General features: G+C 63.9%; 23 protein-coding genes. 15 read left to right on the top strand and 8 right to left on the bottom strand.

The window, feature by feature from the left end:
* Positions 1–179: 179 nt before the first annotated feature.
* The 5 genes from dnaQ to EN869_RS30705 form a co-directional block, all read right to left on the bottom strand.
* Positions 180–884 (bottom strand): DNA polymerase III subunit epsilon, encoded by a 705-nt coding sequence (dnaQ, locus tag EN869_RS30725; protein WP_127230354.1) that lies wholly within the window; start codon positions 882–884, stop codon positions 180–182.
* 75 nt (positions 885–959) lie between these two features.
* A complete protein-coding gene (coaE, locus tag EN869_RS30720) occupies positions 960–1,565 on the bottom strand; it encodes a dephospho-CoA kinase (RefSeq protein ID WP_127230353.1) in 606 nt (201 codons plus the stop codon).
* 4 nt (positions 1,566–1,569) lie between these two features.
* On the bottom strand, positions 1,570–2,403 hold the full coding sequence (locus tag EN869_RS30715; protein WP_127230352.1) for a shikimate dehydrogenase: 834 nt from the start codon (positions 2,401–2,403) through the stop codon (positions 1,570–1,572).
* A complete protein-coding gene (locus EN869_RS30710) occupies positions 2,396–2,995 on the bottom strand; it encodes a Maf-like protein (protein WP_127230351.1) in 600 nt (199 codons plus the stop codon). The genes EN869_RS30715 and EN869_RS30710 overlap by 8 nt, the downstream gene beginning before the upstream one ends.
* Before the next feature lie 247 nt (positions 2,996–3,242).
* Positions 3,243–4,064 carry a pyruvate, water dikinase regulatory protein gene (locus EN869_RS30705; protein ID WP_127230350.1) on the bottom strand — a complete coding sequence of 274 codons (822 nt, stop codon included), beginning with the start codon at positions 4,062–4,064 and terminating at the stop codon, positions 3,243–3,245.
* A 402-nt stretch (positions 4,065–4,466) separates the two neighbouring features.
* Here EN869_RS30705 and hemE point away from each other — a divergent pair, with 402 nt between their 5' ends.
* The 3 genes from hemE (at position 4,467) to rho (ending at position 7,543) form a co-directional block, all read left to right on the top strand.
* Complete coding sequence (gene hemE / locus EN869_RS30700) at positions 4,467–5,495, top strand: uroporphyrinogen decarboxylase (protein ID WP_127230349.1); 1,029 nt, start codon at positions 4,467–4,469, stop codon at positions 5,493–5,495.
* Positions 5,492–6,040 (top strand): protoporphyrinogen oxidase HemJ, encoded by a 549-nt coding sequence (gene hemJ, locus EN869_RS30695; protein ID WP_127230348.1) that lies wholly within the window; start codon positions 5,492–5,494, stop codon positions 6,038–6,040. The genes hemE and hemJ overlap by 4 nt, the downstream gene beginning before the upstream one ends.
* Before the next feature lie 237 nt (positions 6,041–6,277).
* Positions 6,278–7,543 (top strand): transcription termination factor Rho, encoded by a 1,266-nt coding sequence (gene rho, locus EN869_RS30690; protein ID WP_127230347.1) that lies wholly within the window; start codon positions 6,278–6,280, stop codon positions 7,541–7,543.
* A gap of 158 nt (positions 7,544–7,701) precedes the next feature.
* Here the strand turns inward: rho and EN869_RS30685 are convergent, their stop codons facing one another.
* On the bottom strand, positions 7,702–9,717 hold the full coding sequence (locus EN869_RS30685) for a thioredoxin domain-containing protein (protein WP_127230346.1): 2,016 nt from the start codon (positions 9,715–9,717) through the stop codon (positions 7,702–7,704).
* Between the two features lie 132 nt (positions 9,718–9,849).
* Between EN869_RS30685 and mnmE the strand changes: the two genes are divergently transcribed.
* The 7 genes from mnmE to EN869_RS30650 all read left to right on the top strand — a co-directional run bounded on the left by mnmE (position 9,850) and on the right by EN869_RS30650 (position 17,770).
* Positions 9,850–11,160 carry a tRNA uridine-5-carboxymethylaminomethyl(34) synthesis GTPase MnmE gene (gene mnmE, locus EN869_RS30680; RefSeq protein ID WP_127230345.1) on the top strand — a complete coding sequence of 437 codons (1,311 nt, stop codon included), beginning with the start codon at positions 9,850–9,852 and terminating at the stop codon, positions 11,158–11,160.
* A 162-nt stretch (positions 11,161–11,322) separates the two neighbouring features.
* A complete protein-coding gene (gene mnmG / locus EN869_RS30675; protein ID WP_127230344.1) occupies positions 11,323–13,197 on the top strand; it encodes a tRNA uridine-5-carboxymethylaminomethyl(34) synthesis enzyme MnmG in 1,875 nt (624 codons plus the stop codon).
* Positions 13,194–13,835, top strand: coding sequence for a 16S rRNA (guanine(527)-N(7))-methyltransferase RsmG (rsmG, locus tag EN869_RS30670; protein ID WP_127230343.1), 642 nt, complete (start codon positions 13,194–13,196; stop codon positions 13,833–13,835). The genes mnmG and rsmG overlap by 4 nt, the downstream gene beginning before the upstream one ends.
* A gap of 17 nt (positions 13,836–13,852) precedes the next feature.
* On the top strand, positions 13,853–14,650 hold the full coding sequence (locus EN869_RS30665) for a ParA family protein (protein WP_112098354.1): 798 nt from the start codon (positions 13,853–13,855) through the stop codon (positions 14,648–14,650).
* 66 nt (positions 14,651–14,716) lie between these two features.
* On the top strand, positions 14,717–15,613 hold the full coding sequence (locus EN869_RS30660) for a ParB/RepB/Spo0J family partition protein (RefSeq protein WP_127230342.1): 897 nt from the start codon (positions 14,717–14,719) through the stop codon (positions 15,611–15,613).
* Between the two features lie 698 nt (positions 15,614–16,311).
* Entirely contained in the window at positions 16,312–16,938 is a 627-nt protein-coding gene (locus EN869_RS30655) for a DUF1326 domain-containing protein (protein WP_127230341.1), read from the top strand.
* Positions 16,939–16,972: 34 nt separating this feature from the next.
* On the top strand, positions 16,973–17,770 hold the full coding sequence (locus EN869_RS30650; RefSeq protein WP_127230340.1) for a DUF2182 domain-containing protein: 798 nt from the start codon (positions 16,973–16,975) through the stop codon (positions 17,768–17,770).
* 73 nt (positions 17,771–17,843) lie between these two features.
* Here the strand turns inward: EN869_RS30650 and holA are convergent, their stop codons facing one another.
* Entirely contained in the window at positions 17,844–18,890 is a 1,047-nt protein-coding gene (gene holA, locus EN869_RS30645; RefSeq protein WP_127230339.1) for a DNA polymerase III subunit delta, read from the bottom strand.
* A 553-nt stretch (positions 18,891–19,443) separates the two neighbouring features.
* Here holA and EN869_RS30640 point away from each other — a divergent pair.
* The 4 genes from EN869_RS30640 to lpdA all read left to right on the top strand — a co-directional run bounded on the left by EN869_RS30640 (position 19,444) and on the right by lpdA (position 24,725).
* Positions 19,444–20,676, top strand: a complete 1,233-nt coding sequence (locus EN869_RS30640) for a 3-methyl-2-oxobutanoate dehydrogenase (2-methylpropanoyl-transferring) subunit alpha (protein ID WP_127230338.1) — start codon at positions 19,444–19,446, stop codon at positions 20,674–20,676.
* Between the two features lie 2 nt (positions 20,677–20,678).
* Entirely contained in the window at positions 20,679–21,692 is a 1,014-nt protein-coding gene (locus EN869_RS30635) for an alpha-ketoacid dehydrogenase subunit beta (protein ID WP_127230337.1), read from the top strand.
* Between the two features lie 13 nt (positions 21,693–21,705).
* Positions 21,706–23,022: a dihydrolipoamide acetyltransferase family protein gene (locus EN869_RS30630; RefSeq protein ID WP_127230336.1), complete on the top strand. Its 1,317-nt coding sequence runs from the start codon at positions 21,706–21,708 to the stop codon at positions 23,020–23,022.
* Positions 23,023–23,327: 305 nt separating this feature from the next.
* On the top strand, positions 23,328–24,725 hold the full coding sequence (gene lpdA, locus EN869_RS30625) for a dihydrolipoyl dehydrogenase (RefSeq protein WP_127230335.1): 1,398 nt from the start codon (positions 23,328–23,330) through the stop codon (positions 24,723–24,725).
* Between the two features lie 171 nt (positions 24,726–24,896).
* Here the strand turns inward: lpdA and EN869_RS30620 are convergent, their stop codons facing one another.
* On the bottom strand, positions 24,897–26,000 hold the full coding sequence (locus EN869_RS30620) for a saccharopine dehydrogenase family protein (RefSeq protein ID WP_127230334.1): 1,104 nt from the start codon (positions 25,998–26,000) through the stop codon (positions 24,897–24,899).
* Positions 26,001–26,132: 132 nt separating this feature from the next.
* On the opposite strand from EN869_RS30620, the gene EN869_RS30615 reads away from it, so the two are divergent.
* Positions 26,133–26,561, top strand: coding sequence for an Lrp/AsnC family transcriptional regulator (locus tag EN869_RS30615; RefSeq protein ID WP_127230333.1), 429 nt, complete (start codon positions 26,133–26,135; stop codon positions 26,559–26,561).
* The last annotated feature ends 195 nt before the right edge of the window (positions 26,562–26,756 follow it).

Genomic DNA, 26,756 nt, shown 5'->3' with positions numbered 1-26,756 from the left:
CTCTGGCCTGCCGGCCATCTCCCCCACAAGGGGGGAGATCGATGTCTCACCGGCTTTCGCCAATCTCCGGCGTGGCGGGAAAAGCGCCGGCGGCGAAACTGCCAATCTCCCCCTTGTGGGGGAGATGCCCGGCAGGGCAGAGGGGGGCGCGAAGGATCGCTGCCTATGCGGCTAGCCGCTCACCCCACAGCCACCTTCAGCCACAGCGCCTTTTCGCCGAGCGTCGAGACCAGCCCGGCATGCGCGGCCCGATCCGCCTCGCTCAACCGCGACGGCAGGGCGATCGGCCTGGCGCCGATCGAGATGTCGATATCGGCCACCTCGCCGGCGCCGTTCATCTGCACAGCCACGGCCTCCAGCACCAGCGCCGCCTGCTTGCCGCCGATGAGCTCGATATAGACTTCGGCCAGCAGTTCGGAGTCGAGCAGCGCGCCGTGCTTGGTGCGGCGCGTGTTGTCGATGCCGTAGCGGCGGCAGAGCGCGTCGAGCGAGTTCGGGCCCATCGGATGCTTGCGGCGCGCCAGCGCCAGCGTGTCGATGATGCGGCCGGGGTCGATGGCCGGATGGTCGAGGCGGCTGTATTCGAGATTGAGGAAGCCAAGGTCGAAGGTGGCGTTGTGGGCGATCAGCTTGGCGCCGTCGGTGAAGGCCAGCCACTCATCGACGATTTCGGCGAAGGTCGGCTTGCCGACCAGGTCTGCGGCGCTGATGCCGTGCACGGCCTGCGCCTCGGCATGGATGGCGCGGCCTTGCGGATTGATGAATTTGTGGAAGGTGCGGCCGGTAGGGAAGCGGTTGACCAGTTCAACGCCGCCGAGCTCGATGATGCGGTCTTCGCGCAAATCGAGGCCCGTGGTTTCCGTGTCGAAGATGATCTCACGCATTCGAATCAATCCGCTCCAAGGAGCAGAATCACAAACCAGAACAAAATGGCAATGGGGACTGCTGACGGCTTGCCGTCAGGAGCCGGCTTTGCCGGACTTTTCCCCTGAGAGTTCGGCGATGATCGCGTCGACCGCGGCACGCGCGGCATCAAAACCTTGTCCGGTGTCGATGATGAAATCGGCCTGGCGGCGCTTTTCGGCGTCGGGCACCTGCTTGGCGAGGATCGAGGCAAACTTCTCCTCGCTCATGCCCGGCCTGGCGAGCACGCGGTCGCGCTGGATTTCAGGCGAAGCGGTGACGACCACGACCTTGTCGACGCGGTTGCGGCCGCCGGTTTCGAACAACAACGGGATGTCGAGCACGGCGATCGGTGCGCCGGCGGCGCGGTGTTTTTCCAGAAACGCATCGGCGTCGGCGCGCACCAGCGGATGCACGATCGCTTCCAGCTTCCTCAGCGCTGCGGGGTCGGCAAGCACTTGTTGGCCGAGCTTCGCGCGATCGACCACGCCGGCCTGCGTCGTGCCCGGAAAGGCCGCCTCGACCAACGGCACGGCCTTGCCGGCATAAAGGCGATGCACGGTCTCGTCAGAATCATGCACCGGCACGCCCGCCTCGGCGAACATTTTGGCCGTGGTGGACTTGCCCATGCCGATCGATCCGGTGAGGCCGAGCACAATCATGAAGTCAGTGACCTTCGATGTCGGCGACGATCATGCGCCGCAGCTCGGGCGTCACTTCCGGCTTCTTGCCGAACCAGCGTTCGAAGCCGGGTACCGCCTGGTGCAGCAGCATGCCCAGCCCATCGACCGTCTTCAGCCCGCGCGCCCTGGCGGCGGCAAGCAAAGGCGTCTCGAGCGGCACATAGACGATATCGGTGACGATTGCCTGGTCCGGCAATCCGGCCGGATCGGCGGAGAGCGTGGCGTCGCCGTGCATGCCGAGCGAGGTGGTGTTGATGAGCAGGCCGGCATCGGCAAGCAGATCGCCCACCGCATCCGGTTCATGCGCGGAAACGCCGGCACCAAAACGGTCGGCAAGGTCGCGCGCCCTCGGCAGTGTCCGGTTGACGATGCGAATATTCTTCACGCCGCGCTCTTTCAACGCGTGGATGACGGCGCGCGATGCGCCGCCGGCGCCCAATACCACGGCCGGGCCGTTCGCCGCCCAGCCCGGCGCATATTGGTCGAGATTGCCCGCGAAGCCGAGGCCGTCCGTGTTGCCGCCCCAGAGCACGCCCTCCTCCAGCCAGAGCGTATTGACCGCACCGATCGCCTCCGCCGCCTCGTCGCGGCGATCGACCAGGGCGAAGGCCGCTTCCTTGTGCGGAATGGTGACATTGCCGCCGCTGAGACCGCTTTGCTCCAGCGATCCCAGGAACGCCGCAAAATCTTCCGGCCGCACGTCGAGCGCCTGGTAGCTGCCGTCGATGCCGTATTTCTCGAGCCAATAGCCGTGGATCATCGGCGAGCGCGAATGGGCGATCGGATGGCCGGTGACAAAGGCCTTTTTCTCAGCCATCGATCGCTCCCAGGTCGCGCAGCTTCTTCAGCACCGCCAGCAGCGGCAGGCCGACGATGGTGAAATAGTCGCCCTCGATTTTCTCGAACAGCTGGATGCCTTCGCCCTCGACCTGGTAGGCGCCGACGCTGGACAGCGCCTTGGCGCCGGCCCGCGCCAGATGCCTGCCGATGAAGGCGGGGTCGAGATTGCGCATGGTGAGGCTGGCAACGCCGACATGGCGCCACAGCACCTCGCCGTTGCGGCAAAGCACGGCGGCGCTGTTCAACTGATGCGTCTTATCCGACAAAGCCAGGAGATGCCGCCGCGCGCCTTCCATGTCGGCCGGCTTGTGAAAGACCTCGTCGCCGAGCGACAGGGTCTGATCGCAGCCGAGCACCAGCGCGCCGGGCCTCCGCTCGCTGACCTGGGTCGCCTTGGCCTCAGCCAGGATCGAGGCGACATCTTCCGGCGAGACGCCGCTGTCCTTAAGCGGGGCCTCGAGCGCGCGCTCGTCGACATTTGCCGGCACCGCCTCGACATCGAGGCCGGCGTTGACGAGCATCGCCTTCCGGAACGGAGAGCCCGAAGCGAGGATGATTTTCTCGGCCATGATGGTTCATCCAACGGTTGCGATCCGTCCAGCACCCCTCATCCGTGTCGGCGCTGTCGCGCCGATCCACCTTCTCCCACAAGGGGAGAAGGAAGAGCGCGGCGCCGGCGTCCCGCAAGTACCACCAGACGGCGATTTGTTGCGGCGTTGGCGCTGGACTTCCCTTCTCCCCTTGTGGGAGAAGGTGGCCGAGCGAAGCTCGGTCGGATGAGGGGTGTTGGACGGAGTGCTCACTTACATCGACGCCCTAGCGCGTCTTGCCCCGCAGGGCAACGATAGCCGCCGCCGTTTCCTCGATGGAGCGGCGGCTGACGTCGATCATCGGCCAGCCATGTCGCGTGCAGAGCTGGCGGGCATAGGCGAGCTCCTCGTTGATCGCGGCGCGGTCGATATAGTCGGTCGGCACGAAGGCGGCGCTATTGCCCAGAATGCGGTTTTGCCTCACATGCGAGATGCGTTCGGCCGTGGCGATAAGGCCGACGACCAAAGGCGTCTTGGCGGCGATCAGGCTTTCAGGCAGCGGCACGCCGAGCACGATCGGGATGTTGGCGGTCTTGATGCCGCGGTTGGCCAGATAGATGCTGGTCGGCGTCTTCGAGGTGCGCGAGATGCCGATCAGCACGATATCGGCATCGTCCATATTGGCCGGCAGCTGGCCATCGTCATGCTCCATGGTGAAGTTCAGCGCATCGATGCGGCGGAAATATTCGGCATCGAGCACATGCTGGGCGCCGACGCGGCGGCCGGCCGGCGTGCCGAGATAAGACTGGAAAACGGCAAGCACCGGTTCCAGCACCGAGACGCAAGGCAGGCCCATGGTGGCGCAGCGCTCGTCGATCGAGCGCGCGAGCTTTTGGTCGACCACCGTATAGAGGATGATGCCTGGCTCCTCCTCTACGTCCTCGAAGACCTTGGCGACCTGCTTTTCGGTGCGGATCAGCGGATAGATATGCTCGATGGCGCGCGCATCCTTGTATTGCGCGGACGCCGCCCGTCCGGCCGCCAGCAGCGTCTCGCCGGTGGCGTCGGAGATCAGGTGCAGATGGAAGAAGCTCTGAGGTTTGTTCACAGGGGATGGGTCCAGGCTGTGGGCAATTGTGGACAAGGCTGGATGGGCAGGCCTCGGGTAAAAAAGCGAGTGTATCAGATGAACGCTTGTCCACAATTCGACCCGCTGTAGGCTTTGCCATGGCGCTGGGGACAAAACCGGGGATCGACTTTTCCTGGCCGGTTTCATCCACAGCGCGGCGTTCGGAGCGGGAAAGCCAAGCTGTTGACTCCAAAGTCTGAATCCGCGTCGTCCCCAGATCCCTCCAAATTGCGAAAGCGAGTACGCGACAATATGCTGACTGGCCTTTTCGGGCCGCAGGCTGGACAGGTCGCAACCATCACAACCAACAGACTCTTAGAATCAGAAAACTCTTTTAAAATAGATATTTGATTTAAGAGAACTGGAGAGGGCGGACGCTGGATGGCTGGGAAACGGAAGATGCTGGACGTCCTCAAGGGCGAGACGGTTTCACCGCCGCCGCTCTGGATGATGCGTCAGGCGGGCCGCTATCTTCCCGAGTATCGTGAGACAAGGAAGCGGGCCGGGTCCTTCCTCGATCTCTGCTACGATCCGGACCTCGCCGTTGAGGTGACGCTGCAGCCGATAGAGCGCTTCGGCTTCGACGCCTCGATTCTTTTCTCCGACATTCTCGTCGTGCCCAATGCGCTGGGCCGCGAAGTGCGCTTCGAAGAGGGCCGCGGACCGATCCTGAAGCCGATTACGGCGTCCGAGATCGCGGCGCTGAACGGCGATATGTTTCACGTGAATCTCGAACCGGTCTATGAGACCGTGCGCCGACTGCGCTCTGAACTGCCCGACGAGACGACGTTGATCGGCTTCTGCGGCGCGCCCTGGACGGTGGCGACCTATATGATTGCCGGCCATGGCACGCCGGACCAGGGACCGGCGCGGCTTTTCGCCTATCGCGAGCCCGAGGCCTTCGCGCGGCTCTTGAAGACGCTTGCCGATCACTCGGCCGCCTATCTCATCCGCCAGATCGACGCCGGCGCCGATGTCGTGCAGATTTTCGATTCCTGGTCGGGCGTATTGGACGAGGCATCCTTCGAGGCTTTCTGCGTCGAACCCGTGGCCGAGATCGTCCGGCAGGTGAAGGCGGTACACCCTGACGTCCCGGTGATCGGTTTTCCGAAGGGCGCCGGCGAGCGTTATCGCGATTATCGGGCAAAGACCGGCATTACAGGTCTCGGTCTCGACTGGACGGTGCCGCTGTCGACGGCGAAGGAGCTGCAGCGCGACGGGGCCGTGCAAGGCAATCTCGATCCGCTGCGTCTCGTCGCAGGCGGCAAAGCGCTGGCCGACGGCGTCGATTCCATTCTGAGGACCTTGGGTGGCGGGCCGCTGATCTTCAATCTTGGCCACGGCATCACGCCGGAAACGCCGGTGGCGCATGTCGAGGCGATGGTGAAAATGGTGAGGAGCCACCGATGAGCAGCAGTGAGAACAGTGCAAGCAGGGGGAACAGCACTGGCCAGGCGATGAAGCGCATGGCGATCGGCATTGTGGTTCTCGTGGTGGCGACCGCGCTGCTCTATTTCGTGGCGGGCGACGGTTTCTATCTCTGGGCCAAGGCTATCCATGTGATCGCCGTCATCGCCTGGATGGCGGGCATGCTCTATCTGCCGCGGCTCTTCGTCTATCATGTCGACGCCGAGAAAGGTTCGGTGCAGTCCGAGACCTTCAAGGTGATGGAACGCCGGCTGCTCAGGGGAATCATCAATCCGGCGATGATCGTGACCTGGATTTTCGGCCTTTGGCTGGCCTGGAAAGGCTTTGCATTCCAGGGCGGCTGGCTGCACGCCAAGATCGCCCTGGTGCTAGTCTTGTCGGGTCTGCATGGCTACCTCGCCGGCGCGGTGCGCAAATTTGCCGAAGACAAGAATGAAAAACCGGCAAGGCACTGGCGGATCGTCAATGAAATCCCCACATTGCTGATGATCGTCATCGTCATCCTGGTCATCGTGAAGCCGTTCTAGATGAGGAGCATGATCTCCTCCGAAAGCCGGTTCCCGCTTTTCGAGATCATGCTCTAGGCTTCCCCCGATCCCAGCAAGAAGGCCCAGCAAAAGGCGGCTTGCTCTTTCAGACGACCGACGATACAAGACGGGTCTTCCTTCCCGTCATGCGCCGCCCCTTTACTCGCTTTCGGCCGCGCCCGGCATTTGTCGTATCCAGCCGATTTTTCTCCCCAAAGCCTACCCAGAGTCTATCTAATGCAAGAAATGAAACTCGCAGAGTTCAAGAACAAGAAGCCGCCAGAGCTGATCGCTTATGCCGAATCGCTCGAGGTGGAGAACGCCAGCGTCATGCGCAAGCAGGAGCTGATGTTCGCAATCCTGAAGAAGCTCGCCGCCCAGGACATTGAGATCATCGGCGACGGCGTGGTGGAAGTGCTGCAGGACGGTTTCGGCTTCCTGCGCTCGGCCAACGCAAATTACCTGCCCGGCCCCGACGACATCTATATCTCGCCGTCGCAAATCCGGCGTTTTTCGCTCAAGACCGGCGATACGGTCGAGGGGCCGATCCGCAGTCCGAAAGAGGGCGAGCGCTATTTCGCGCTGCTCAAGGTCAACACCATCAATTTCGACGATCCGGAAAAGATCCGTCATAAGATCCATTTCGACAATCTGACGCCGCTCTATCCGACCAAGCGGCTGAAGATGGAGGTCGACAATCCGACCTCGAAGGACATCTCGCCGCGCGTCATTGATCTGGTCGCGCCGATCGGCAAGGGACAGCGCGCACTGATCAACGCGCAGCCGCGCACCGGTAAGACGGTGCTGATGCAGAACATCGCCCATTCGATCACTGCCAATCATCCGGAATGCTATCTGATCGTGCTTCTGATCGACGAGCGCCCGGAGGAAGTGACTGACATGCAGCGCTCGGTGAAGGGCGAGGTGATCTCGTCCACCTTCGACGAGCCGGCGGCGCGTCACGTGCAGGTGGCTGAAATGGTCATCGAGAAGGCCAAGCGCCTGGTCGAGCATGGCCGCGACGTTGTCATCCTGCTCGATTCGATCACCCGTCTCGGCCGTGCCTACAACACCGTCGTGCCGTCATCCGGCAAGGTGCTGACCGGCGGTGTCGACGCCAACGCGCTGCAGCGCCCGAAGCGCTTCTTCGGCGCGGCCCGCAACATCGAGGAAGGCGGCTCGCTGACCATCATCGCGACCGCGCTGATCGATACCGGCAGCCGCATGGACGAAGTCATCTTCGAAGAGTTCAAGGGCACCGGCAACTGCGAAATCCAGCTCGACCGCAAGGTGGCCGACAAGCGCATCTATCCGGCGATGGACATCCTCAAATCCGGTACCCGCAAGGAAGACCTGCTTGTGCCGCGCGCGGACCTGCAGAAGATCTTCGTGCTGCGCCGCATCCTGGCGCCGATGGGAACGACCGACGCGATCGAGTTCCTCATCGACAAGCTCAAGCAGACCAAGACCAACGCGGATTTCTTCGATTCGATGAATACGTGATTGGGCTTACCCTCCCCCTTGTGGGGAGGGTCGATCCGCGAAGCGGAGCGGGGTGGGGGTCGAAAGACTCTTTTGTCTCAACCCCCTCCCCGTCTCATGATCTACGCTTCGCTGCGATCGAGAGCCGACCCTCCCCACAAGCGGGAGGGTAAGTGGCGCTATCGCCGCAACAGCTTTTCCAACTCCCCCGCATCCGTCACTATCGGCAAACACACCTGCCCGGTGCAGAACCAGGCGCCTGCCTTGTCCGTCGGCGGCAGCACGCCACCCGGCAAAAGCGGCCGATTCGCCTCTGTGCCGATCGGCACGACGATATCAACCCGGCGTGGATCTGGATTCCGATTCGCAACCGGAACAAGGCTTGAATTCTCTGTGGACTCCACCAGCACCAGCTTCAGCGGTTCGAGCGCCAGCGCACAGGCATTGACGATGCCGGCCTGCCCGTAAGCCTGCTGCGCGCCGCGGCCCATGGCGTGCTCGGCGGTCGTCCAGGCTTTTTCCCAAAGATCGAGATCGCCGGTGACCGATGACAGCCGCAGAAGCGCCTCGACGATCTGGCTGGTGGCAGAGGGGATGGCCTCGTCGACATCGCCACGGATGCGGATCGGCACGTCGCCGCTGTCCGAGGCCGTCAGCCAGTAGCCGGTTTTTTCTCCGTCGAGATGCCAGCGGTCGAGCTCGTCGATGAAATGTCCCGCCTGTGCCGAATAGGCCTGATCGTCGGTCGCCTCGAAGAGCGCAATCGCCGCGTTGGTCATGGCGGCATAGTCACTCGATAGTGCCGGGAAAAGCTTCTTGGTGCCGAGCATGGAATGCGGCAGGCGGCCGTGCTCGCTGGCTCCAACAATATGCGCGAAGGCCTTGGCCGCGGCGTCGATCCAGTCGCCTTTGCCAAGAGAACGGCCGGCCTCGGCGAGCGCTGTGATCATCAAGCCGTTCCAGTCGGTGAGCGCCTTGGCGTCGCGGCCTGGCCTGACCCGGTGTTCGCGGACAGCCAGGAGCTTCGCTTTCAAAGGGGCAAGCTGAGCGTAATCAGCGATGCCCTGAGTTTGCTGTGCCTCGGTCTGGCGGATGATCGGCTTGCCTTCCCAGCCATGCGGCGCGGCGAGCTCGAAATAGCGAAAGAAGGTTTTGGCGTCGTCGCCAAGCGCTGCTTCGATCTCCTCGCGACTCCAGGTGTAAAAGAGCCCCTCCTCGCCGTCGCTGTCGGCATCGAGGCTGGCGGCAAAGGCGCCGCCTTCGACCCGCATCTCGCGCAGCAGCCAGGCAACGGTCTCTTCGATTCGTACCCGGAACAAGTTGCTTCCGCTGGCCGCATGGGCCCAGTTGCACAGGCGGATGAGCTGGGCGTTGTCGTAGAGCATCTTTTCGAAATGCGGCACCAGCCATTCGGCGTCGGTGGAATAGCGGCTGAGGCCGCCGCCGACATGATCGTAGATGCCGCCGGCGAGCATTTTTTCCAGGCTGGTGAGGACGGCGTCTCGATGCGCGGCCCGGCCATCGCGTAGCCAGGAGAGCCAAAGCGTATGCATGAAGGGCGCGTTGGGGAATTTCGGCGCGCCCTTCAAGCCGCCGAGATCGCGGTCGATCATGCCGTCGATGCGCCCGGCGAGATCGGCGAGCGAATCGCGGTCGAGCACCGCCTTGCCCTTGGCGCCGGCAAGCCGCTGCTCGACATGCGCGGTCAGGCCGTCGGCGCTTTCGGCGAGGCTCTGCTGCTTTTCGCGCCAGGCCTTGTCGACCGCTTCCAGCACCTGGATGAAACCCGGCCTGCCGTAACGGGCCTCGCGCGGAAAATAGGTGCCGCCCCAAAAGGGCTTGCCGTCCGGCGTCAGGAACATGGTCAGCGGCCAGCCACCCAGTTCACCCATGGCATGGAGCGCGGCCATATAGATCTGGTCGATGTCCGGCCGCTCCTCGCGATCGACCTTGATATTCACGTAGAGCCGGTTCATGACGGCCGCAACGGCGTCGTTCTCGAAGCTTTCATGCGCCATGACATGGCACCAGTGGCAAGCGGCGTAGCCGATGGAAAGCAGGATTGGCCGTCCGAGCTCCTTGGCCTCGGCAAGCGCTGCCGGCGACCAGCCCCGCCAATGCACGGGATTGTCGCTGTGCTGCTGCAGATAGGGGCTGGCCTCTTCGGCAAGCAGGTTTCGCGCGGGCAAGGTCACGATGGGCGGCTCGGCAGTTTTGGTTTCGACGCGGCAAAGGCTGAAGCATGATGGCGAAACAGGTGTGGCGGTTTCGACATGCTCTATCTTTTAATCTAGGCGGTTCGGCAGGTCCGGCAAATGGTTTCGCCAATGGCTTCGAAGGATTCGATCGTAGCGCTGTCGAGCGGCCGCCTGCCCGCCGGCATCGCGGTTATCCGGATTTCAGGCCCGAAGACTCGATTCGTGGTCGAAACGATCGCTGGGCCAATTAAGGCTCGGTTTACCACGTTGCGGACGCTCAAGGCGGCCGATGGCTCGACGATCGACCATGGGCTCGTGCTGTTCTTTCCAGGTCCCGGCAGCTTCACTGGTGAGGACGTCGCGGAATTTCAGGTCCATGGCAGCCGCGCGGTCGCGGCCAAGATGCTGGAGACAATCACCGGCATCGAAGGCGTCAGGCACGCCGAGCCTGGGGAGTTCACCAAGCGCGCCTTTCTCAACGGCAGGCTGGATCTGGTCGAGACCGAGGCGCTGGCCGATCTGGTGAATGCCGAGACTGAGGCGCAGCGCCGCTTTGCGCTCAGCAATGCGGAAGGCGCGCAGAGCGAGCTCTATTCGAGCTGGCGTCGCCGGCTGATCCATGCCCGGGCCATGATCGAAGCGGAGATCGACTTCGCGGACGAGGAGGAGGTCCCGGGTTCCGTTTCGGATGCGGTCTGGTCCGACGTGACGGCGATGATCGATGACGTCGGGCGGCACATTGAAGGGTTCAAGGCGGCGGAGATTATCCGCGACGGTTTCGAGGTTGTCATCCTCGGCGCGCCGAATGCCGGCAAGTCCAGCCTGTTCAACGCTTTGGCGCGGCGCGAGGCTGCGATCGTCACCGACGAGCCGGGCACGACCCGCGACCTGCTCGAGGTCGCCATGGATCTGAACGGTTTGAAGGTGCGCATCGTCGATACCGCCGGCCTGCGTGACGCCGCGGGCAAGGTCGAGTCGATCGGCATCGAGCGGGCGCGCGCCAGGGCTGGCGCGACGGACCTGGTGCTGCTGCTGGAGGACATGGCCGCGCCGGTTCCAGCGGGTGATATCCCAGGCGGGGTTCCTCTGCTCAGGATCGGTACGAAGTCCGACATTGCTCGTGCCGGCGCGGGCGGCGGGTACGATTTGGTGATCTCTACCAAGGATGGCACGGGGCTCGGGCGTCTTCTCGACGAAATCGGAATTCGTGCTGCCGCGGCTGTCGACGGTGCAGGTGATGTCCTGCCGTCGCGACTGCGTCACGTGGAGCTTCTCAACGAGACGCGAGATTTGCTGATGGCGGCGCTGTCGGGGCAAGGCCAGGAATTGCGCGCCGAGGAGTTGCGGCTGGCTTCCGACCGTCTTGGCCGGATCATCGGTGCGGTCGACGTCGAGGACTTGCTCGACGTCATCTTTTCGCAGTTCTGTATTGGTAAGTGATTCACGTGAAACACGAGGGGCGGTCGCTGCTCCCCAATGATTCACGTGAAACATCCGATGGACCGCCCAGATTTATGTTTCACGTGAAACGGCCTTCGTCCTTGACAGAGACGTGTCGCGGGGACATGTGTCGGGCGATCTCTGAAAGCGGATTCTTGGAAAATGACCGATCACTATGATGTGGTGGTGGTGGGCGGCGGCCATGCTGGATGCGAGGCGGCGAGTGCTGCCGCGCGCGCCGGCGCCAGGACGGCGCTGGTGACACTGCGCTTCGACACGATCGGCGTCATGTCCTGCAATCCGGCCATCGGTGGGCTCGGCAAGGGCCATCTCGTACGCGAGATCGACGCCATGGACGGATTGATGGGGCGTATCGCCGACGCGGCCGGCATCCAGTTCCGTTTGCTCAATCGTCGCAAGGGGCCCGCGGTGCGTGGTCCCCGCACCCAGGCCGACCGCAAGCTCTATCGGCTCGCCATGCAAGAAGCGATTCGGCAACAGAACAATCTCGATGTCGTGGAAGGCGAGGTTCTCGATCTCGAAATCGAAGACGGCCGCGTGGCTGCGGTGCTGGTCTCGGGTGATCGGCGGCTGGCCTGCGGTGCCGTCGTGCTAACCACCGGCACCTTTCTGCGCGGGCTGATCCATATCGGCGAAAAGAAGATCGTCGCCGGCCGCATGAACGAGCAGGCGAGCATGGGCCTGGCGGCGACAATGGCGCGCGCGGGCTTCAAGCTCGGGCGCCTGAAGACCGGAACGCCCCCTCGCCTCGATGGCCGAACCATCGACTGGGCGTCGCTGGAGAGCCAGGCCGCGGACGAGGATCCGGTGCCGTTCTCGTTGATGACGGACCGCATCGCCAATCCGCAAATCCATTGCGGAATCACGCGAACCATGCCGGCGACGCATGACCTGATCCGCGCCAATCTCGGCCGCTCCGCCATGTATTCCGGCTCCATCGAAGGTGTCGGGCCGCGTTACTGCCCGTCGATCGAAGACAAGATCGTCAAGTTCGGCGACCGCGAAGGCCATCAAATCTTCCTCGAGCCGGAAGGGCTTGACGATGACACCGTCTATCCGAACGGGATTTCGACCTCGCTGCCCGAGGACGTGCAGCTCGAGATCCTGAAGACCATTCCCGGCTTGGAAAAGGCGACGATGCTGCAGCCGGGTTATGCCATCGAATATGACCATGTCGATCCGCGCGAGCTGAAGACGACGCTGGAGACGAAGCGTGTCGCCGGCCTGTTCCTGGCCGGGCAGATCAACGGCACCACTGGCTATGAAGAGGCCGGCGCCCAGGGCCTGCTCGCCGGCATCAATGCCGCGCGCAAGGCGGCAGGCGGTGACGATGTCGTGCTCAGCCGCACCGAGGCCTATATCGGCGTGATGGTTGACGACCTGACCAGCCGCGGGATTGCAGAGCCTTATCGTATGTTCACCTCGCGGGCCGAGTTCCGGCTTTCGCTGCGGGCCGACAATGCCGATGAGCGTCTGACGCCGCTGGCTGAGAGGCTCGGCATCGCGTCATCGGGGCGGCTGCAGCGCTTTAGCGGGATGGCGCGGAAGCTCGACGAGGCGCGTAGCTTGGCGAAGTCGGTCGCCTGGACGCCGAACGAAGCAGCGCGGCATGGACTGGAGATCAACAAGGATGGCGTGCGCCGCTCGGCGTACGAGCTTCTGGCGCATCCGGGTGTCGACATGGCTTGGCTCACCCGCGTCGAACCGAGCTTTGCGGCACTCGACGCCAAGACGGCGGAGCGGCTTGAAACGGAAGCGAAATATTCCGTCTATCTCAATCGCCAGCAGGCTGACGTCGCGCAGATCAGGCATGAGGAGTCGCGACTTATTCCGGAAGTCATCGATTTCTCGGATGTGCCCGGGCTTTCGAACGAGCTGAAGCAGAAGATGAAACTGCGCCAGCCGCGCTCGATCGCCGACGCGCAGCGCATGGAAGGCATGACGCCGGCGGCGCTGGCGATCATCGTCGCGCATGTCCGCAACGCCGAGCTGGCCGCGCGAAGGGACGTTGCGTGAGCGCGGATGCCTGGGCGGATCTGCAGAAAGCAGCAGGTCCGGTTTCACGTGAAACATTCGAACGCCTCCAGGCTTTCGAACAGCTGTTCCTGAAATGGAACCGCAGCATCAATCTTGCTGCGCCATCGACGCTGGATGACGTCTGGCGCCGCCACATCCTGGACAGCGCCCAGCTCGTGCGAATCGCGCCGTCCGCAACACGCTGGGTCGACCTCGGCTCGGGCGGCGGTTTTCCCGGATTGGTGCTCGGCTTCCTGCTTGGCGAGCGCCCCAGCGCGTCGATCGACCTGGTCGAAAGCAACCGTAAAAAAGCGTCGTTCCTACAATCTGTGATCGGTCAGTTCGACTTGCCGGCGCGCGTTGTGGCAAAGCGCATCGACGACAGCTATGCGCTTGTTTCCACACCGGAAATCGTCACGGCCAGGGCGCTCGCCGCGCTGCCGGATTTGCTCGATCTGGCGGGACCCTGGCTCACCAAAGGGGCGCAGGCGCTTTTCCACAAAGGCCGGGATTACCGGGTCGAAGTGGAAGAAAGCACTCACCGCTGGGCCTTCGATCTGGTAGAACATTCGAGCATGACCGACCCCCACGGCGTCATCCTCGAAATCACCGAATTGCGCCCGGCGACAAGCAAATGAATTACTGGCACAGGCCCATGAGCACAGCACCGCGTATCATCACTGTCGCCAACCAGAAGGGCGGCGTCGGCAAGACGACGACGGCCATCAATCTGGCCACGGCGCTGGCCGCGATCGGCGAGCGCGTGCTGATTGTCGATCTCGATCCGCAAGGCAATGCCAGCACGGGGCTGGGTATCGATCGCAAGGACCGCACCACTTCGTCCTACGACGTGCTGACCGGTGAGCTCGAGCTGGAAGCCGCTGCGGTGCCGACCGCGGTGCCTGGACTGTCGATCATTCCCTCCACGCTCGACCTGCTCGGCATCGAGATGGAGATCGCCTCGGCGCCGGATCGGGTGCTCAAGCTGCGCAACGCGCTGCGCGCCGCGGCCGAGCGTTCGGCGCCGTTCGGCTATGTGCTGATCGACTGCCCGCCCTCGCTCAACCTTTTGACTTTGAATTCAATGGCGGCGGCCGATTCCGTTCTCGTGCCGCTGCAATGCGAGTTTTTCGCGCTCGAAGGTCTCAGCCAGCTGTTGGAGACGGTCGAGCAGGTGCGCAATACGATCAATCCGGATCTTACCATCCAGGGCATCGTGCTCACCATGTATGACGGGCGCAACAACCTCGCCAACCAGGTGGTGCAGGATGTGCGTACCCATATGGGCGACAAGGTCTATGAGACCATCATTCCGCGCAATGTTCGCGTGTCCGAGGCGCCGTCCTACGGCAAGCCGGCGATCCTTTATGATCTGAAGTGCTCGGGCAGCCAGGCCTATCTGCAGCTCGCTTCGGAGGTGATCCGCCGCGAGCGCAAGCTGCGCGCCGCCTGAGCCACAGGCAATCCGTCAGCCTTAGTTAATTAGCCGATTCGATTCCGAAACGATCTGGACAGTATAATGAGCGAAGACCAATCAAGAAAAAGACTGGGCCGTGGCCTCGCGGCGCTGATCGGCGAGATCGACCGTCCGGCGGCGCCGGAAAAGCCGAGTGCAACGGTGGCGGCCGACGGCAAGGTTCCGATCGAATTCGTCAGCCCGAACCCAAGGAATCCGCGCCGGCATTTCGGCGATGCCGAGCTGACCGACCTTGCCCAATCGATCCGCGAGCATGGCGTGGTGCAGCCGGTCGTTGCGCGCCCCTCGCCTTCGCAGGCCGGCCGCTATGAGATCATCGCCGGCGAGCGGCGCTGGCGGGCGGCGCAGCGCGCAGGGCTCACCGAAATCCCGCTGATTGTGCGCGATGTCAACGATCGCACTGCCCTTGAATTGGCGATCATCGAGAACGTGCAGCGCGCCGACCTCAATCCGGTCGAGGAGGCGCAAGGCTATCAGCAGCTCATCGACGAGCATGGCTACACCCAGGCCGATCTCGGTCAGGTCATCGGCAAGAGCCGCAGCCATGTCGCCAACACGCTGAGGCTGTTGAAGCTGCCTCCCGTCATCCACTCGATGCTGGTCGACGGCGATCTGTCGGCCGGACATGCGCGCACGCTGGTCACCGCGGAGGACCCGGCCGGGCTCGCCAAGCGCATCGTCAAGGAGGGGCTCTCGGTGCGCCAGGCCGAGGCTCTGGCGCAAATGCCCGCCGGCCCGACGCCGGCCAAGACGAAGTCGGCCGCAAGCGCACCCGAGAAGGATCCGGACACGCTGGCGCTGGAAAAACTGATGACGGACACGATCGGCATGATCGTCAGCATCGAGCACAAGGGCAAGGGCGGCGGCACGCTGCGGGTCAACTACCGCACGCTGGACCAGCTCGACGAACTCTGCCGGCGGCTGAAGGACGAGCGGTAGGCGGCTGCCTTGTAACGGTATTTGCCGGCATCTGAGGTTTTAGCTTAAGGCTGGATACGCCTGATATATCGGTGATAAACGAGAAAGGCTGGCGTTACGCTGGCCCCCTTTGTTGACGGCGATGGTTGGCGAAGGTGGCGGTGACGGCTAATCTTCCCCCTTGTGCGGGAGATGCCCGGCAGGGCAGAGAGGGGCGCAACGGAACGCCGGCTTCACAGCAGTTTATTGGCCGTAACCGACGTTTCGTCATCCTCGGACTTGACCCGAGGATCCATTCCGTGACCTTCAACTTAGATCGCGACGGTGCGGAATTCTGTAATCGCTGCAACGCCATAGCGTCACGGCATCGATTCTAGGGTCTGCGCGCGTCGCTTCGCTCCTTGCTCTGCCCAAGAATGACGATGGAGATGACGTTCCTTCGCGCCCGCCTCTGTCCTACCGGACATGTCCTCCACGAGGGGGGAGATTGGCCAATCGCCTATCGCTGCCCAACCTTGCGCCTTCGATCTCAAGCAAGGCAGGCGCTTCGCTTGACAGTGCCGGGTATCGGCGTAGCCTGCATTAGGTACAACTAAACTATATGCCCTGGCGTGCCGAGCAGTCGCGATGTCGGGCCATTTGCCGCTTCCACGATTTAAGCGGCACCACCTCGCCAAAGCGATCCGAGCCGACCCGCCTGACAGAGCCGGGAGGTGAAAATGGCAACCAGTTGGCAATTGTCTGGCAGTTACTTCGAAAACTGCAATTGCGATGTCGTATGTCCTTGCCTGGTGTCCACCAACGCGCAGCTGACATCGAAGCCGACGCAAGGTGTTTGCGATGTGGCCTTGGTCTTTCATATCGACAAGGGCAATTACGGCGACGTTCGATTGGATGGGCTCAACGTCGCGATGGTCGCGCACACACCGGGTCCGATGGCGCAAGGCAATTGGACGGCTGCCGCCTATATCGACGAACGGGCCGATGACAGGCAAACGGAAGCGTTGGGCGCCATCTTCACCGGCGCTGCTGGCGGCCCGATGGCTGCCTTCGCGCCGATGATCAGCACCAATCTCGGCGCGAAGAAGGTGCCGATCAAATACCAGATCGACGGCAAGAAGCGGTCGACGGACATTGACGGCGTGATGCACATGGCGGTCGAACCGCTGCCGACAATGCGTGAGGACGGTGAGATGTCGATGGCCACCGGCCATCCCGTCAATCCCGACTGGCTGGCCCTGGCGATGGGGGTGGAGGGCAGCACGTTCAACGACCATGGCATGAGCTGGGACAATTCCCGCCGCAACGGGCACTACGCACCAATCAATTGGTCCGGCCAGCATTAGAGGCTCGCCGCGCATAGCCGGAACGGGCTCGCCGATGCTGACGCTGCAGCGAAACATTGTCCTGGCGCTGCTGATCGCCGCCGCAGCGGCGGCGTGGGCTCTGCTTGTCCGGCAGCAGACCGGCATGGACGCGGGCATGCGCATCTACTCCCCCACCATGGGCATGACGGCGGCGCTGTTTCTTGCCGTCTGGTTGATCATGATGATTGCCATGATGTTTCCAACGGCCGCGCCCATGATCCTGACGTTCCACCAGGTCCAGAGCGGCAAACGAGGCCGCGGCCAGGCCTTTGTGTCGACCTGGGTGTTCGTAGCCGGCTACATGCTGGTTTGGACAGCTACGGGCGTCCTTGCCTTTGCCGGCGCGGAGGGCGCGGAAATGTTTGCCGCGCATGTGGGATTGTCCGCGGCGACGGGCGCCCGCATCGGCGGCGCGTTGCTGATGGTGGCGGGCGCCTATCAACTCTCGCCGTTGAAAGACCTGTGCCTCGCCAAATGCCGCACGCCGATCGGCTTCATCCTGACCTCATGGCGCGATGGGCGATGGGGCGCGGTGTGCATGGGCCTGCAGCATGGGCTCTTTTGCCTCGGCTGCTGCTGGCTTTTGTTCCTTGCGCTATTTCCGCTCGGGATCATGAATGTCGCCGCGATGGCCGTCGTCACCTTGCTGGTCTTTGCGGAGAAGACCTTCCCATCAGGCGAGCGGATCGCGAAGGTATCGGGCGTCGCCCTGCTCCTTTACGGCGCGGCGGTGCTGGTCTTTCCGCAGGCGTTGCCGACCTTCCAGCCGATGGACGCGATCATGCCGATGGACGGGATGATCATGAATTGAGCACGGGAAGCGGCTTTTGGCCGGGAAGGCGTCGGCGCTTCATGCTCTGTCGCCTTCGGCGACATCTCCGAGATCAGCCGCGCTGCCCGAGCCGCGCGCTTTCGATCGCAATGCCCAGCAGCGCCTGCCGTGCCAGCGCTTCCGACAGGTCCGGCCGCTTGCGGGTTTGCAGCACCGCCGTCTGCAGCCGGCCCAGCGCGCGGCCGAGCGCCTCGACATTCCAGCGCTCGAGCGTCTTCTCCACCAGCTTGCGACGCGAGAAGAAGACCGGCGGACGGGCGCCGGCGACAACCGAGGCGGCATTGCGGCCGCCGGATTCCATCTGGCCGCGCATCACCTGGATCGCCTGCAATTGCCGCATCGCCGAGGACAGCACCAGGAAGGGCTGGCCGCCGGACTGGCAGTGGCGGTTGAAGGCAATGTCGAAGTCGCCGACCTTGCCCTCCAGCATGGCGTCGACCGCGGCGTCGAAGGACGCGCCGGAGACATCGCCCGACAGCGCGTTGACGTCGTCGATGTCGATTGCCTTCTGCCCGTGCGCATAGAGCACCAGCTTCTCGATTTCGCCGCGCGAGGCGAGCCGGTCGCCACCGAGGTTGCGGCGCAGCGCCTGGCGGGCGTCCAGCGTCATCGACATGCCGGCCTTGCGCAGTTCGTCATCGATCACCGTATCAAGATCGCGGGCCTCGTCGGCGTAGCAAGGCAAGGCGATGGCATTGCCTGCGGCCTCGACGATGGCCCTGAGACCGGTGCCCTTCTTCAGGTCACCGGCCTCGATGAGGATGATCGCGTCTCGTGCGGGCTCGGTGGTCAGCGCCTTGATGTCGTCGGCCAGCGCCTTCTGGCCGCTGGCATTGCGCACCCAGAGCAGCCGCCGGTCGGAAAACATCGGCACCGTGCGCGCCTCGTCGAGCAGCCGGCCCTCATCGCGGTCGACCTCCGCGCCGTCGAGCTTGACCACGGAGAAGGGGTCGTCGAGCGGTAGGCCGGTCTTTGCCGCGAAGGTCTTCGCCCGTTCCGCGACAAGGCCGCGATCGGGACCGTAAAGCAGGACGATTCCCATGGAGGGATCTGGCCGCGCCAGCCACGAATCGACCTCGTATCCTTTCTTCTGTGCCATGCCGCGTGAGTTAGCATGGAGCGGGGGCGGAGTGAACGGCGAAGCGGCGGGCAGAGAGCGTGATCTCCCCCCTCGTGGGGGAGATGTCCGGCAGGACAGAGGGGGGCGCTGTCCCGCCAGCGTATCGATGTTTGATCCTTGGCGCTGACCGTGTCGACTTTCGGAACGGGTTTGCGCGCCACTATGCTCCTTATTTCCACCCTGTCGCTTATGATGACAATCACCACGGAGAGTTGGCGTTCTGTCACGCCCCCCTCTGCCCTGCCGGGCATCTCCCCCACGAGGGGGGAGATTAGCTGCTTCGGCCGACGCGCATATCCCAGTTACCTTTTCTGACGGCAACCGCCCCGCAAACTTCCGCCAAATTGCGCGCGGCGCGAAAACATCGACAAGAAATTTCGTCGCCATATCTGCATCTTGAGCCTGCGCGCCGCATCGGCTTGTCGAGGCCGGCGGCGGGGAGGAAGGCCGTGGCCAGACTCGGCGAATTGGCACTGGTGTGGCGGCGCGGATGTGCAAAGATCGCACCGGCAACATTGGAGGATGTGAGCTCATGGCCGATGCTGGAATGTTGCGCTTTCATGTGCCCGAGCCCGAGGTGCGGCCCGGCGGCACGCCCGACTTCTCCAATGTGACCATTCCCAAGGCGGGCTCGGTGCCGCGTCCCGAGATCGACGTCGATCCGCGCACCATCCGCGACATGGCCTTCTCCATCATCCGGGTGCTGAACCGCGCCGGCGAGGCCGTCGGGCCGTGGGCCGGGCTGCTCAGCGACGAGGAGTTGCTCGAAGGCCTGCGCAATATGATGCGGCTCAGGACCTTCGATGCGCGCATGCAGATGGCGCAGCGCCAGGGCAAGACCTCCTTCTACATGCAGCATCTCGGCGAAGAGGCAGTGAGCTGCGCTTTCCGCAAGGCGCTCAAGCCGGGCGACATGAATTTCCCGACCTATCGACAGGCAGGTTTGCTGATCGCCGACGGCTATCCGATGGTCACGATGATGAACCAGATCTATTCCAACGAGGCCGATCCGCTGAAGGGCCGGCAGCTGCCGGTGATGTATTCCTCGAAGGAGCACGGCTTCTTCTCGATCTCCGGCAATCTGGCGACGCAATATATCCAAGCGGTCGGCTGGGCGATGGCCTCGGCGATCTCCAACGATTCGCGGATTGCCGCCGCCTGGATCGGCGACGGCTCGACGGCGGAGTCCGATTTTCATGCGGCGCTGGTGTTTGCCTCGACCTACAAGGCTCCTGTCGTGCTCAACGTCGTCAACAACCAGTGGGCGATCTCGACCTTCCAGGGCATTGCACGCGGCGGTTCCGGCACGTTCGCCGCGCGTGGCCTCGGCTTCGGCATTCCTTCGCTGCGCGTCGACGGCAATGATTACCTTGCGGTGCATGCGGTGGCGAAATGGGCGGCCGATCGTGCGCGCGCCAATCTCGGGCCGACGCTGGTCGAATATGTCACCTACCGCGCCGGCGCGCATTCGACGTCCGACGATCCGTCGGCCTACCGTCCCAAGGCGGAATCGGATGCCTGGCCGCTCGGCGATCCGGTCATCCGGCTGAAGAACCATCTGATCCACAAGGGCGTCTGGTCCGAGGATCGCCACACCCAGGCGGAAGCCGAGATCCTCGAGACGGTGATCGCGGCGCAGAAGGAGGCCGAAGGTCACGGCACGCTGCATGCCGGCGGCAAGCCGTCGACCAGGGACATGTTCGAAGGGGTCTACGAAGACATGCCGCCGCATCTCAGGCGCCAGCGCCAGCAGGCGGGGGTCTGACCATGCCCAGACGTACCATGATCGAGGCGATCCGTGACGCCATGGACGTGTCGATGGGACGCGACGAACGTGTCATTGTCTATGGCGAGGATGTCGGCTTCTTCGGCGGCGTTTTCCGCGCCACGCAAGGCCTGCAGGCCAAATACGGCAAGAGCCGCTGCTTCGACGCGCCGATCAGCGAGTCCGGCATCGTCGGCTCAGCCATCGGCATGGCTGCCTACGGGCTGCGGCCCTGTGTCGAGGTGCAGTTTGCCGACTACGTTTATCCGGCCTACGACCAGATCGTATCCGAGGCGGCGCGGTTGCGTTACCGTTCGAATGGCGACTTCACCTGCCCGATCGTGGTGCGCATGCCGACCGGCGGCGGTATCTTTGGCGGCCAGACGCACAGCCAGAGCCCGGAAGCGCTGTTCACCCATGTCTCCGGCCTGAAGGTGATCGTGCCCTCCAATCCGCACGACGCCAAGGGGTTGCTGATCGCAGCGATCGAGGATCCGGATCCAGTGATCTTCCTCGAACCGAAGCGGCTTTATAACGGGCCGTTCGACGGCCACCACGACAAGCCGGTGACGCCGTGGTCGAAGCATGAGCTCGGCGAGGTCGCCGACGGCCACTACACGATCCCGCTCGGCAAGGCGGCAATCCGCCGGCAGGGTTCGGCCGTCACGGTGCTCGCCTATGGCACAATGGTCTATGTCGCGCAGGCCGCGGCCGAGGAGACTGGCATCGATGCCGAGGTAATCGACCTGAGAACGCTGCTGCCGCTCGACCTCGACGCGATCGTCGCCTCGGTGAAGAAGACCGGCCGCTGCGTCGTCGTGCATGAGGCGACGCTCACCTCCGGCTTCGGTGCCGAGCTGGTCGCGCTGGTGCAGGAGAATTGCTTCTATCATCTGGAAGCGCCGGTCGCGCGCGTCGCCGGCTGGGACACGCCCTATCCGCATGCGCAGGAATGGGACTATTTCCCCGGCCCGGCGCGGGTCGGGCGCGCCCTGATCGAAACGTTGGAAGCTTAGGGGGAGGCCTGAGATGGGCGAGCACGTCATCAAGCTTCCCGATGTCGGCGAAGGCGTCGCCGAGGCCGAGCTCGTCGAGTGGCATGTCAAGGTCGGCGACCTCGTGCGCGAGGACACGGTGCTGGCCGCCGTCATGACCGACAAGGCAACCGTCGAGATTCCCTCGCCGGTCGACGGCGAGATTCTTTGGCTCGGCGCCGAGATCGGCGACACGGTGGCGATCGGCTCGCCGATTGTGCGGCTGAAGGTGGCCGGCGAAGGCAATGTGAAGGTGGAAACCGGTGGCGACAGCGCGCCGAAAGCCGAGGCTCTCGCCAAGTCGGCCGAGCCGAAAGCGGAAGCTCAGCCGAGCACTCCGAAGCCCGCGTCAAAGCCAGCCGAGGCGCCGGCTAAGGTTTCGCCGGCCGCCGCACCGAAGGCGATGCGCCCTGCCTCCATCTCTGGCGCGCCGCGCGCGGAAGGCGAAAAGCCGCTGGCGTCGCCTGCCGTTCGTCTGCGTGCGAAAGAGGCCGGCATCGACCTGCGCCAGGTTCTGGGCAGCGGTCCGGCCGGGCGCATCAGCCATGAGGACCTCGATGCGTTCGTGGCGCGGGGCCCGCAGCTGGCCCGCGCCATCGGGCTTGCCCAGAAGGATGGCGTCGAGGACATCAAGGTCGTGGGGCTGCGGCGCAAGATCGCCGAAAAGATGTCGCTGGCAAAATCGCGCATCCCGCACATCACCTATGTCGAGGAGATCGACGTCACGGCGTTGGAGGAACTGCGCGCGACGCTGAACAAGGAGAAGCGGGGCGATCGCCCGAAGCTGACGCTGCTGCCTTTCCTGATGCGGGCGATGGTCAAGGCGATCGCCGAGCAGCCTAACCTCAACGCCTTGTTCGACGACGAGGCCGGCGTCATCCACCAGCATGAAGGCATCCATATCGGCATCGCCGCGCAGACGCCCAACGGGCTGGTGGTGCCGGTGGTGAAGCACGCCGAGGCGCGCGACTTGTGGGATAGTGCTGCGGAAGTCAACCGGCTGGCCGATGCGGCCAAGGCCGGCACGGCGAGCCGCGAGGAGCTGTCCGGCTCGACCATCACCATCACCTCGCTCGGCGCCATGGGCGGCGTGGCGACCACGCCGGTCATCAACTATCCGGAAGTGGCGATCGTCGGCGTCAACAAGATCATGGTGCGACCGGTCTGGGACGGCACGCAGTTCATTCCGCGCAAGATGATGAACCTGTCGTCCAGCTTCGACCATCGCGTCATCGACGGCTGGGATGCCGCGGTTTTTGTCCAGCGCATCAGGGCGCTGCTGGAAACGCCGGCGCTGATCTTTGTGGATTGAGGGATGACGATGGTCGCAAAGACCCCCTCACCCGGATTGCCAGCCGAATTGCAAAGGGCAATTCGGGGCAATCCGACCTCTCCCCGAGGGGAGAGGAGGTCGCCGGCGCCTCCGCTGTCCTCTTCTCCCCTTGGGGAGAAGGTGGCCGCGAAGCGGCCGGATGAGGGGGCCTCCAGGGAAAGCCGACGTCTCACTCCGCTGGAACACCCCTCATCCGTCTCGGCGCTATCGCGCCGATCCACCTTCTCCCACAAGGGGAGAAGGAAAAGGCGCGTCGCCACCTCCGCCAAAAGGAAGCAGCCGTCATGAAAGAAATCTCCTGCAAGCTGCTCGTCATCGGTGCCGGGCCGGGCGGTTATGTCTGCGCCATCCGCGCTGGCCAGCTCGGCGTCGATACGGTGATCGTCGAGGCGGGTAGGCCGGGCGGCACCTGCCTCAATGTCGGCTGCATCCCCTCCAAGGCGCTGATCCACGCGGCGGAGGAGTTCGAGAAAATAGCGCATATGGCTGATGGCAGGGATCCGCTTGGCATCAAGGTCGCCGCGCCGACGCTCGACCTGGCGAAGACGGTCAGTTGGAAGGACGGCATCGTTAGCCGGCTGAACAACGGCGTGGCCGGATTGCTCAAGAAGGCCAAGGTGAAGACCGTGCATGGCTGGGCGACGTTCCGCGACGGCAAGACCGTCGAGGTCGAAACCGAAATCGGGACGCAGGTCATCCGCGCCGAGACCGTCGTGATCGCCACCGGGTCGGCGCCTGTCGAGCTGCCGTTCCTGCCCTTCGGTGGTCCGGTGATCTCATCCACCGAGGCGCTGGCCCTCGGCGAAGTGCCGAAGAAGCTCGCGGTCGTCGGCGGCGGTTATATCGGGCTCGAGCTCGGCATGGCGTTCGCCAAGATGGGCGCCAAGGTCACGGTGGTCGAAGCCCTGCCGCGGGTGCTGGCGCAATACGACGCCGAGCTGACGAGGCCGGTGCTGAAGCGGCTCGGCGAACTTGGTGTCGAAGTGATGACTGGCGCCAAGGCCGAAGGCCTGTCGACCAAGGGCGATGCGCTCCTCGTCGAGACGGCCGACGGCAAGAACGCCAAGGTCGCCGCCGACAAGATCCTGGTCACGGTCGGCCGCAAGCCGCTCACCGAGGGCTGGGGACTGGAGCAGATCGACCTCGACAGGGCGGGCAAATTCATCCGCATCGACGACCAGTGCCGCAGCTCGATGCGCGGCATTTATGCCATCGGCGACGTAACCGGCGAGCCGATGCTGGCGCATCGCGCCATGGCGCAGGGCGAGATGGTGGCCGAGATCGTCGCCGGCCATAAAAGAAGCTGGGACAAGCGTGCCATCCCGGCGATCTGCTTCACCGATCCGGAGCTGGTCACCGCCGGCCTGTCACCGGAGGAGGCGAAAGCGCTCGCCGGCGAGATCAAGATCGGCCAGTTTCCCTTCGCCGCCAACGGCCGGGCGATGACCAAACAGGGCGAGGACGGTTTCGTGCGGGTCGTGGCGCGCGCGGACAATCATCTGGTGCTGGGCATCCAGGCGGTCGGGCAAGGCGTGTCGGAATTGTCGGCGGCCTTCGGCCTGGCGCTGGAGATGGGCGCGCGGCTGGAGGACATCGCGGGGACGATCCATGCGCATCCGACGCAGGGCGAAGGTTTCCAGGAAGCGGCGCTAAAGGCACTGGGCCACGCGCTGCATATTTAGGGAAGCGCCTCTTCCTTCTCCCCTGTGGGAGAAGGTGGATCGGCGCGATAGCGCCGAGACGGATGAGAGGTGTTCCAGCGGAGTGAGACGTCGGCTTTCCCTGGATCACCCCTCATCCGGCCGCTTCGCGGCCACCTTCCCCCACAAGGGGGGAAGGGGGGAGCCTGGCGCTCAGCTCGCCAGCCGGCTTACCATCTCGTGCTGGGCGTAGGCGCGGCCGAAGCGGTTGGCGAGGAAGGCGTCCAGCGCAATGTCTTCCTGGCGCACGAAACCTTCCGCCGGCAGCGAGCCGTCGGCCAGCATGTCGAGCACGGCGCAGATGCCGGAGGCGGTGGTGATCTGGATGGCACTGCGCACGATGTTGCCGACGCGATGCGAATAGATCTTGTTGGCATAGGTTTCTTGCAGCAGGCGGCCGTTGCGGCGGCCCGAGACGGTGACGAAGACGATGACCACGTCCTGCAGGGTTGCTGGCAGGGCGCTTTCAAAAATGTCCTTTAGCACGTCGCGGCGGTGGCGCAGCCCCAGGTCATTCAGCAGCGCCTTCATGATCGCGGCATGGCCGGGATAGCGGATGGTGCGGTAGTTCAGCGTGCGCACCTTGCCCTTCAGCGTCTCGGCCAAGGTGCCGAGGCCGCCGGAGGTGTTGAAGGCCTCATAGGTGACGCCGTCGAGCGAGAACTCCTCGCGCTCCTCCAGCGGCGGCACCTCGATCAGCTCGCCCTCGACGATCGCCTCGCAGGGTTCGCAATATTCGTTGATGACGCCGTCGGTGCTCCAGGTGAGATTGTAGTTCAGCGCGTTGGACGGATATTGCGGCAGCGCGCCGACGCGCATGCGCACGCTCTCCAGGGTATCGAAGCGGCTGGCGAGATCGTTGGCGACGATCGAGATGAAGCCCGGCGCCAGCCCGCATTGGGGGATGAAGGCGGTTTTGGCGTCACGCGCCAGCTCCTTGACGCGGCGGGTCGAGACGACGTCCTCGGTGAGGTCGAGATAATGCACGCCGGTGGCGGCGGCCGCCTCGGCGATGCGGGTGGTGAGATGGAAGGGCGCGGCGCTGAGCACGGCGAACTTGCCGGCAAGCACCTTCTCGAGTTCGCCGGTGGCGGCGATGTCGAGCTCCTGCGTCTCGACGCCGGCCGGCAGTTCGGCGGCGGCAAGCTGGGCGGCCGAACGGTCTACCAGTGTGACGCTATAGTCGCCCGTGGCGCTCAGCATTTCCGCGATGGTCGAGCCGATCTTGCCGGCGCCGACGACAACGATGTTCTTCATGATCAATTCCCCGCAATTTCAATTAGGCCAATTCGGTGGTGAGAATTTTCGCAGCTTGCCTGTCGAAAGGAAGCGTGGATTCTGGCAAAGTGAAGCATGACTTTGAGCAATTTGCCGAAAGGTTTCGTCAAAATGATCACTGAAGCCGAACAAGCCCTGCTTACCCTGCTGCGCGCCAATGCGCGCGCCTCGATTGCGGAACTGGCGCGCCAGCTCGGCGTGTCGCGCACCACGGTGCAGAGCCGCATCGAGCGGCTGGAACAGCGCGGCATCATCGCCGGCTATGGGGTCAGGCTGTCGCCCGATTATGAGCAGGGGCTGGTCAAGGCGCATGTGCTGCTCACGGTGACGCCGAAACTCGCCGACAAGGTGGTGCGCAGCCTCGCAGCGATGCCGCCGGTGCGCACCGTGCATTCCGTCAGCGGCAACTTCGACATGATCGTCATCGTCGACGCGCCGTCGATCCGCGATCTCGACGCGCTGCTCGACCGGATTGGGGCGATGGATGGCGTGGAGCGGACCTCGTCGTCGATTATCTTGTCGACGCGGGTGGATCGGTAGGCGAGGCTATTTGGAGATGTTGGCGGGACAGCGCCCCCCTCTGTCCTGCCGGACATCTCCCCCACTTGGGGCCTGTTGCGTAATTGGCTGGTTGTGATTCTCTGAGACGGAAGCTCGGAGGGAATCGCAATGGCGGTGAAGCAGACTGGTCAGTTGAGCCTGGCGGAAGCATTTTTGGGCCAGAAGCTTGCAGGT

The sequence above is a fragment of the Mesorhizobium sp. M2D.F.Ca.ET.226.01.1.1 genome, from assembly GCF_004022705.2.
Classification (GTDB): Bacteria; Pseudomonadota; Alphaproteobacteria; order Rhizobiales; family Rhizobiaceae; genus Mesorhizobium.
This window is presented reverse-complemented; position numbering and strand designations above follow the sequence as displayed.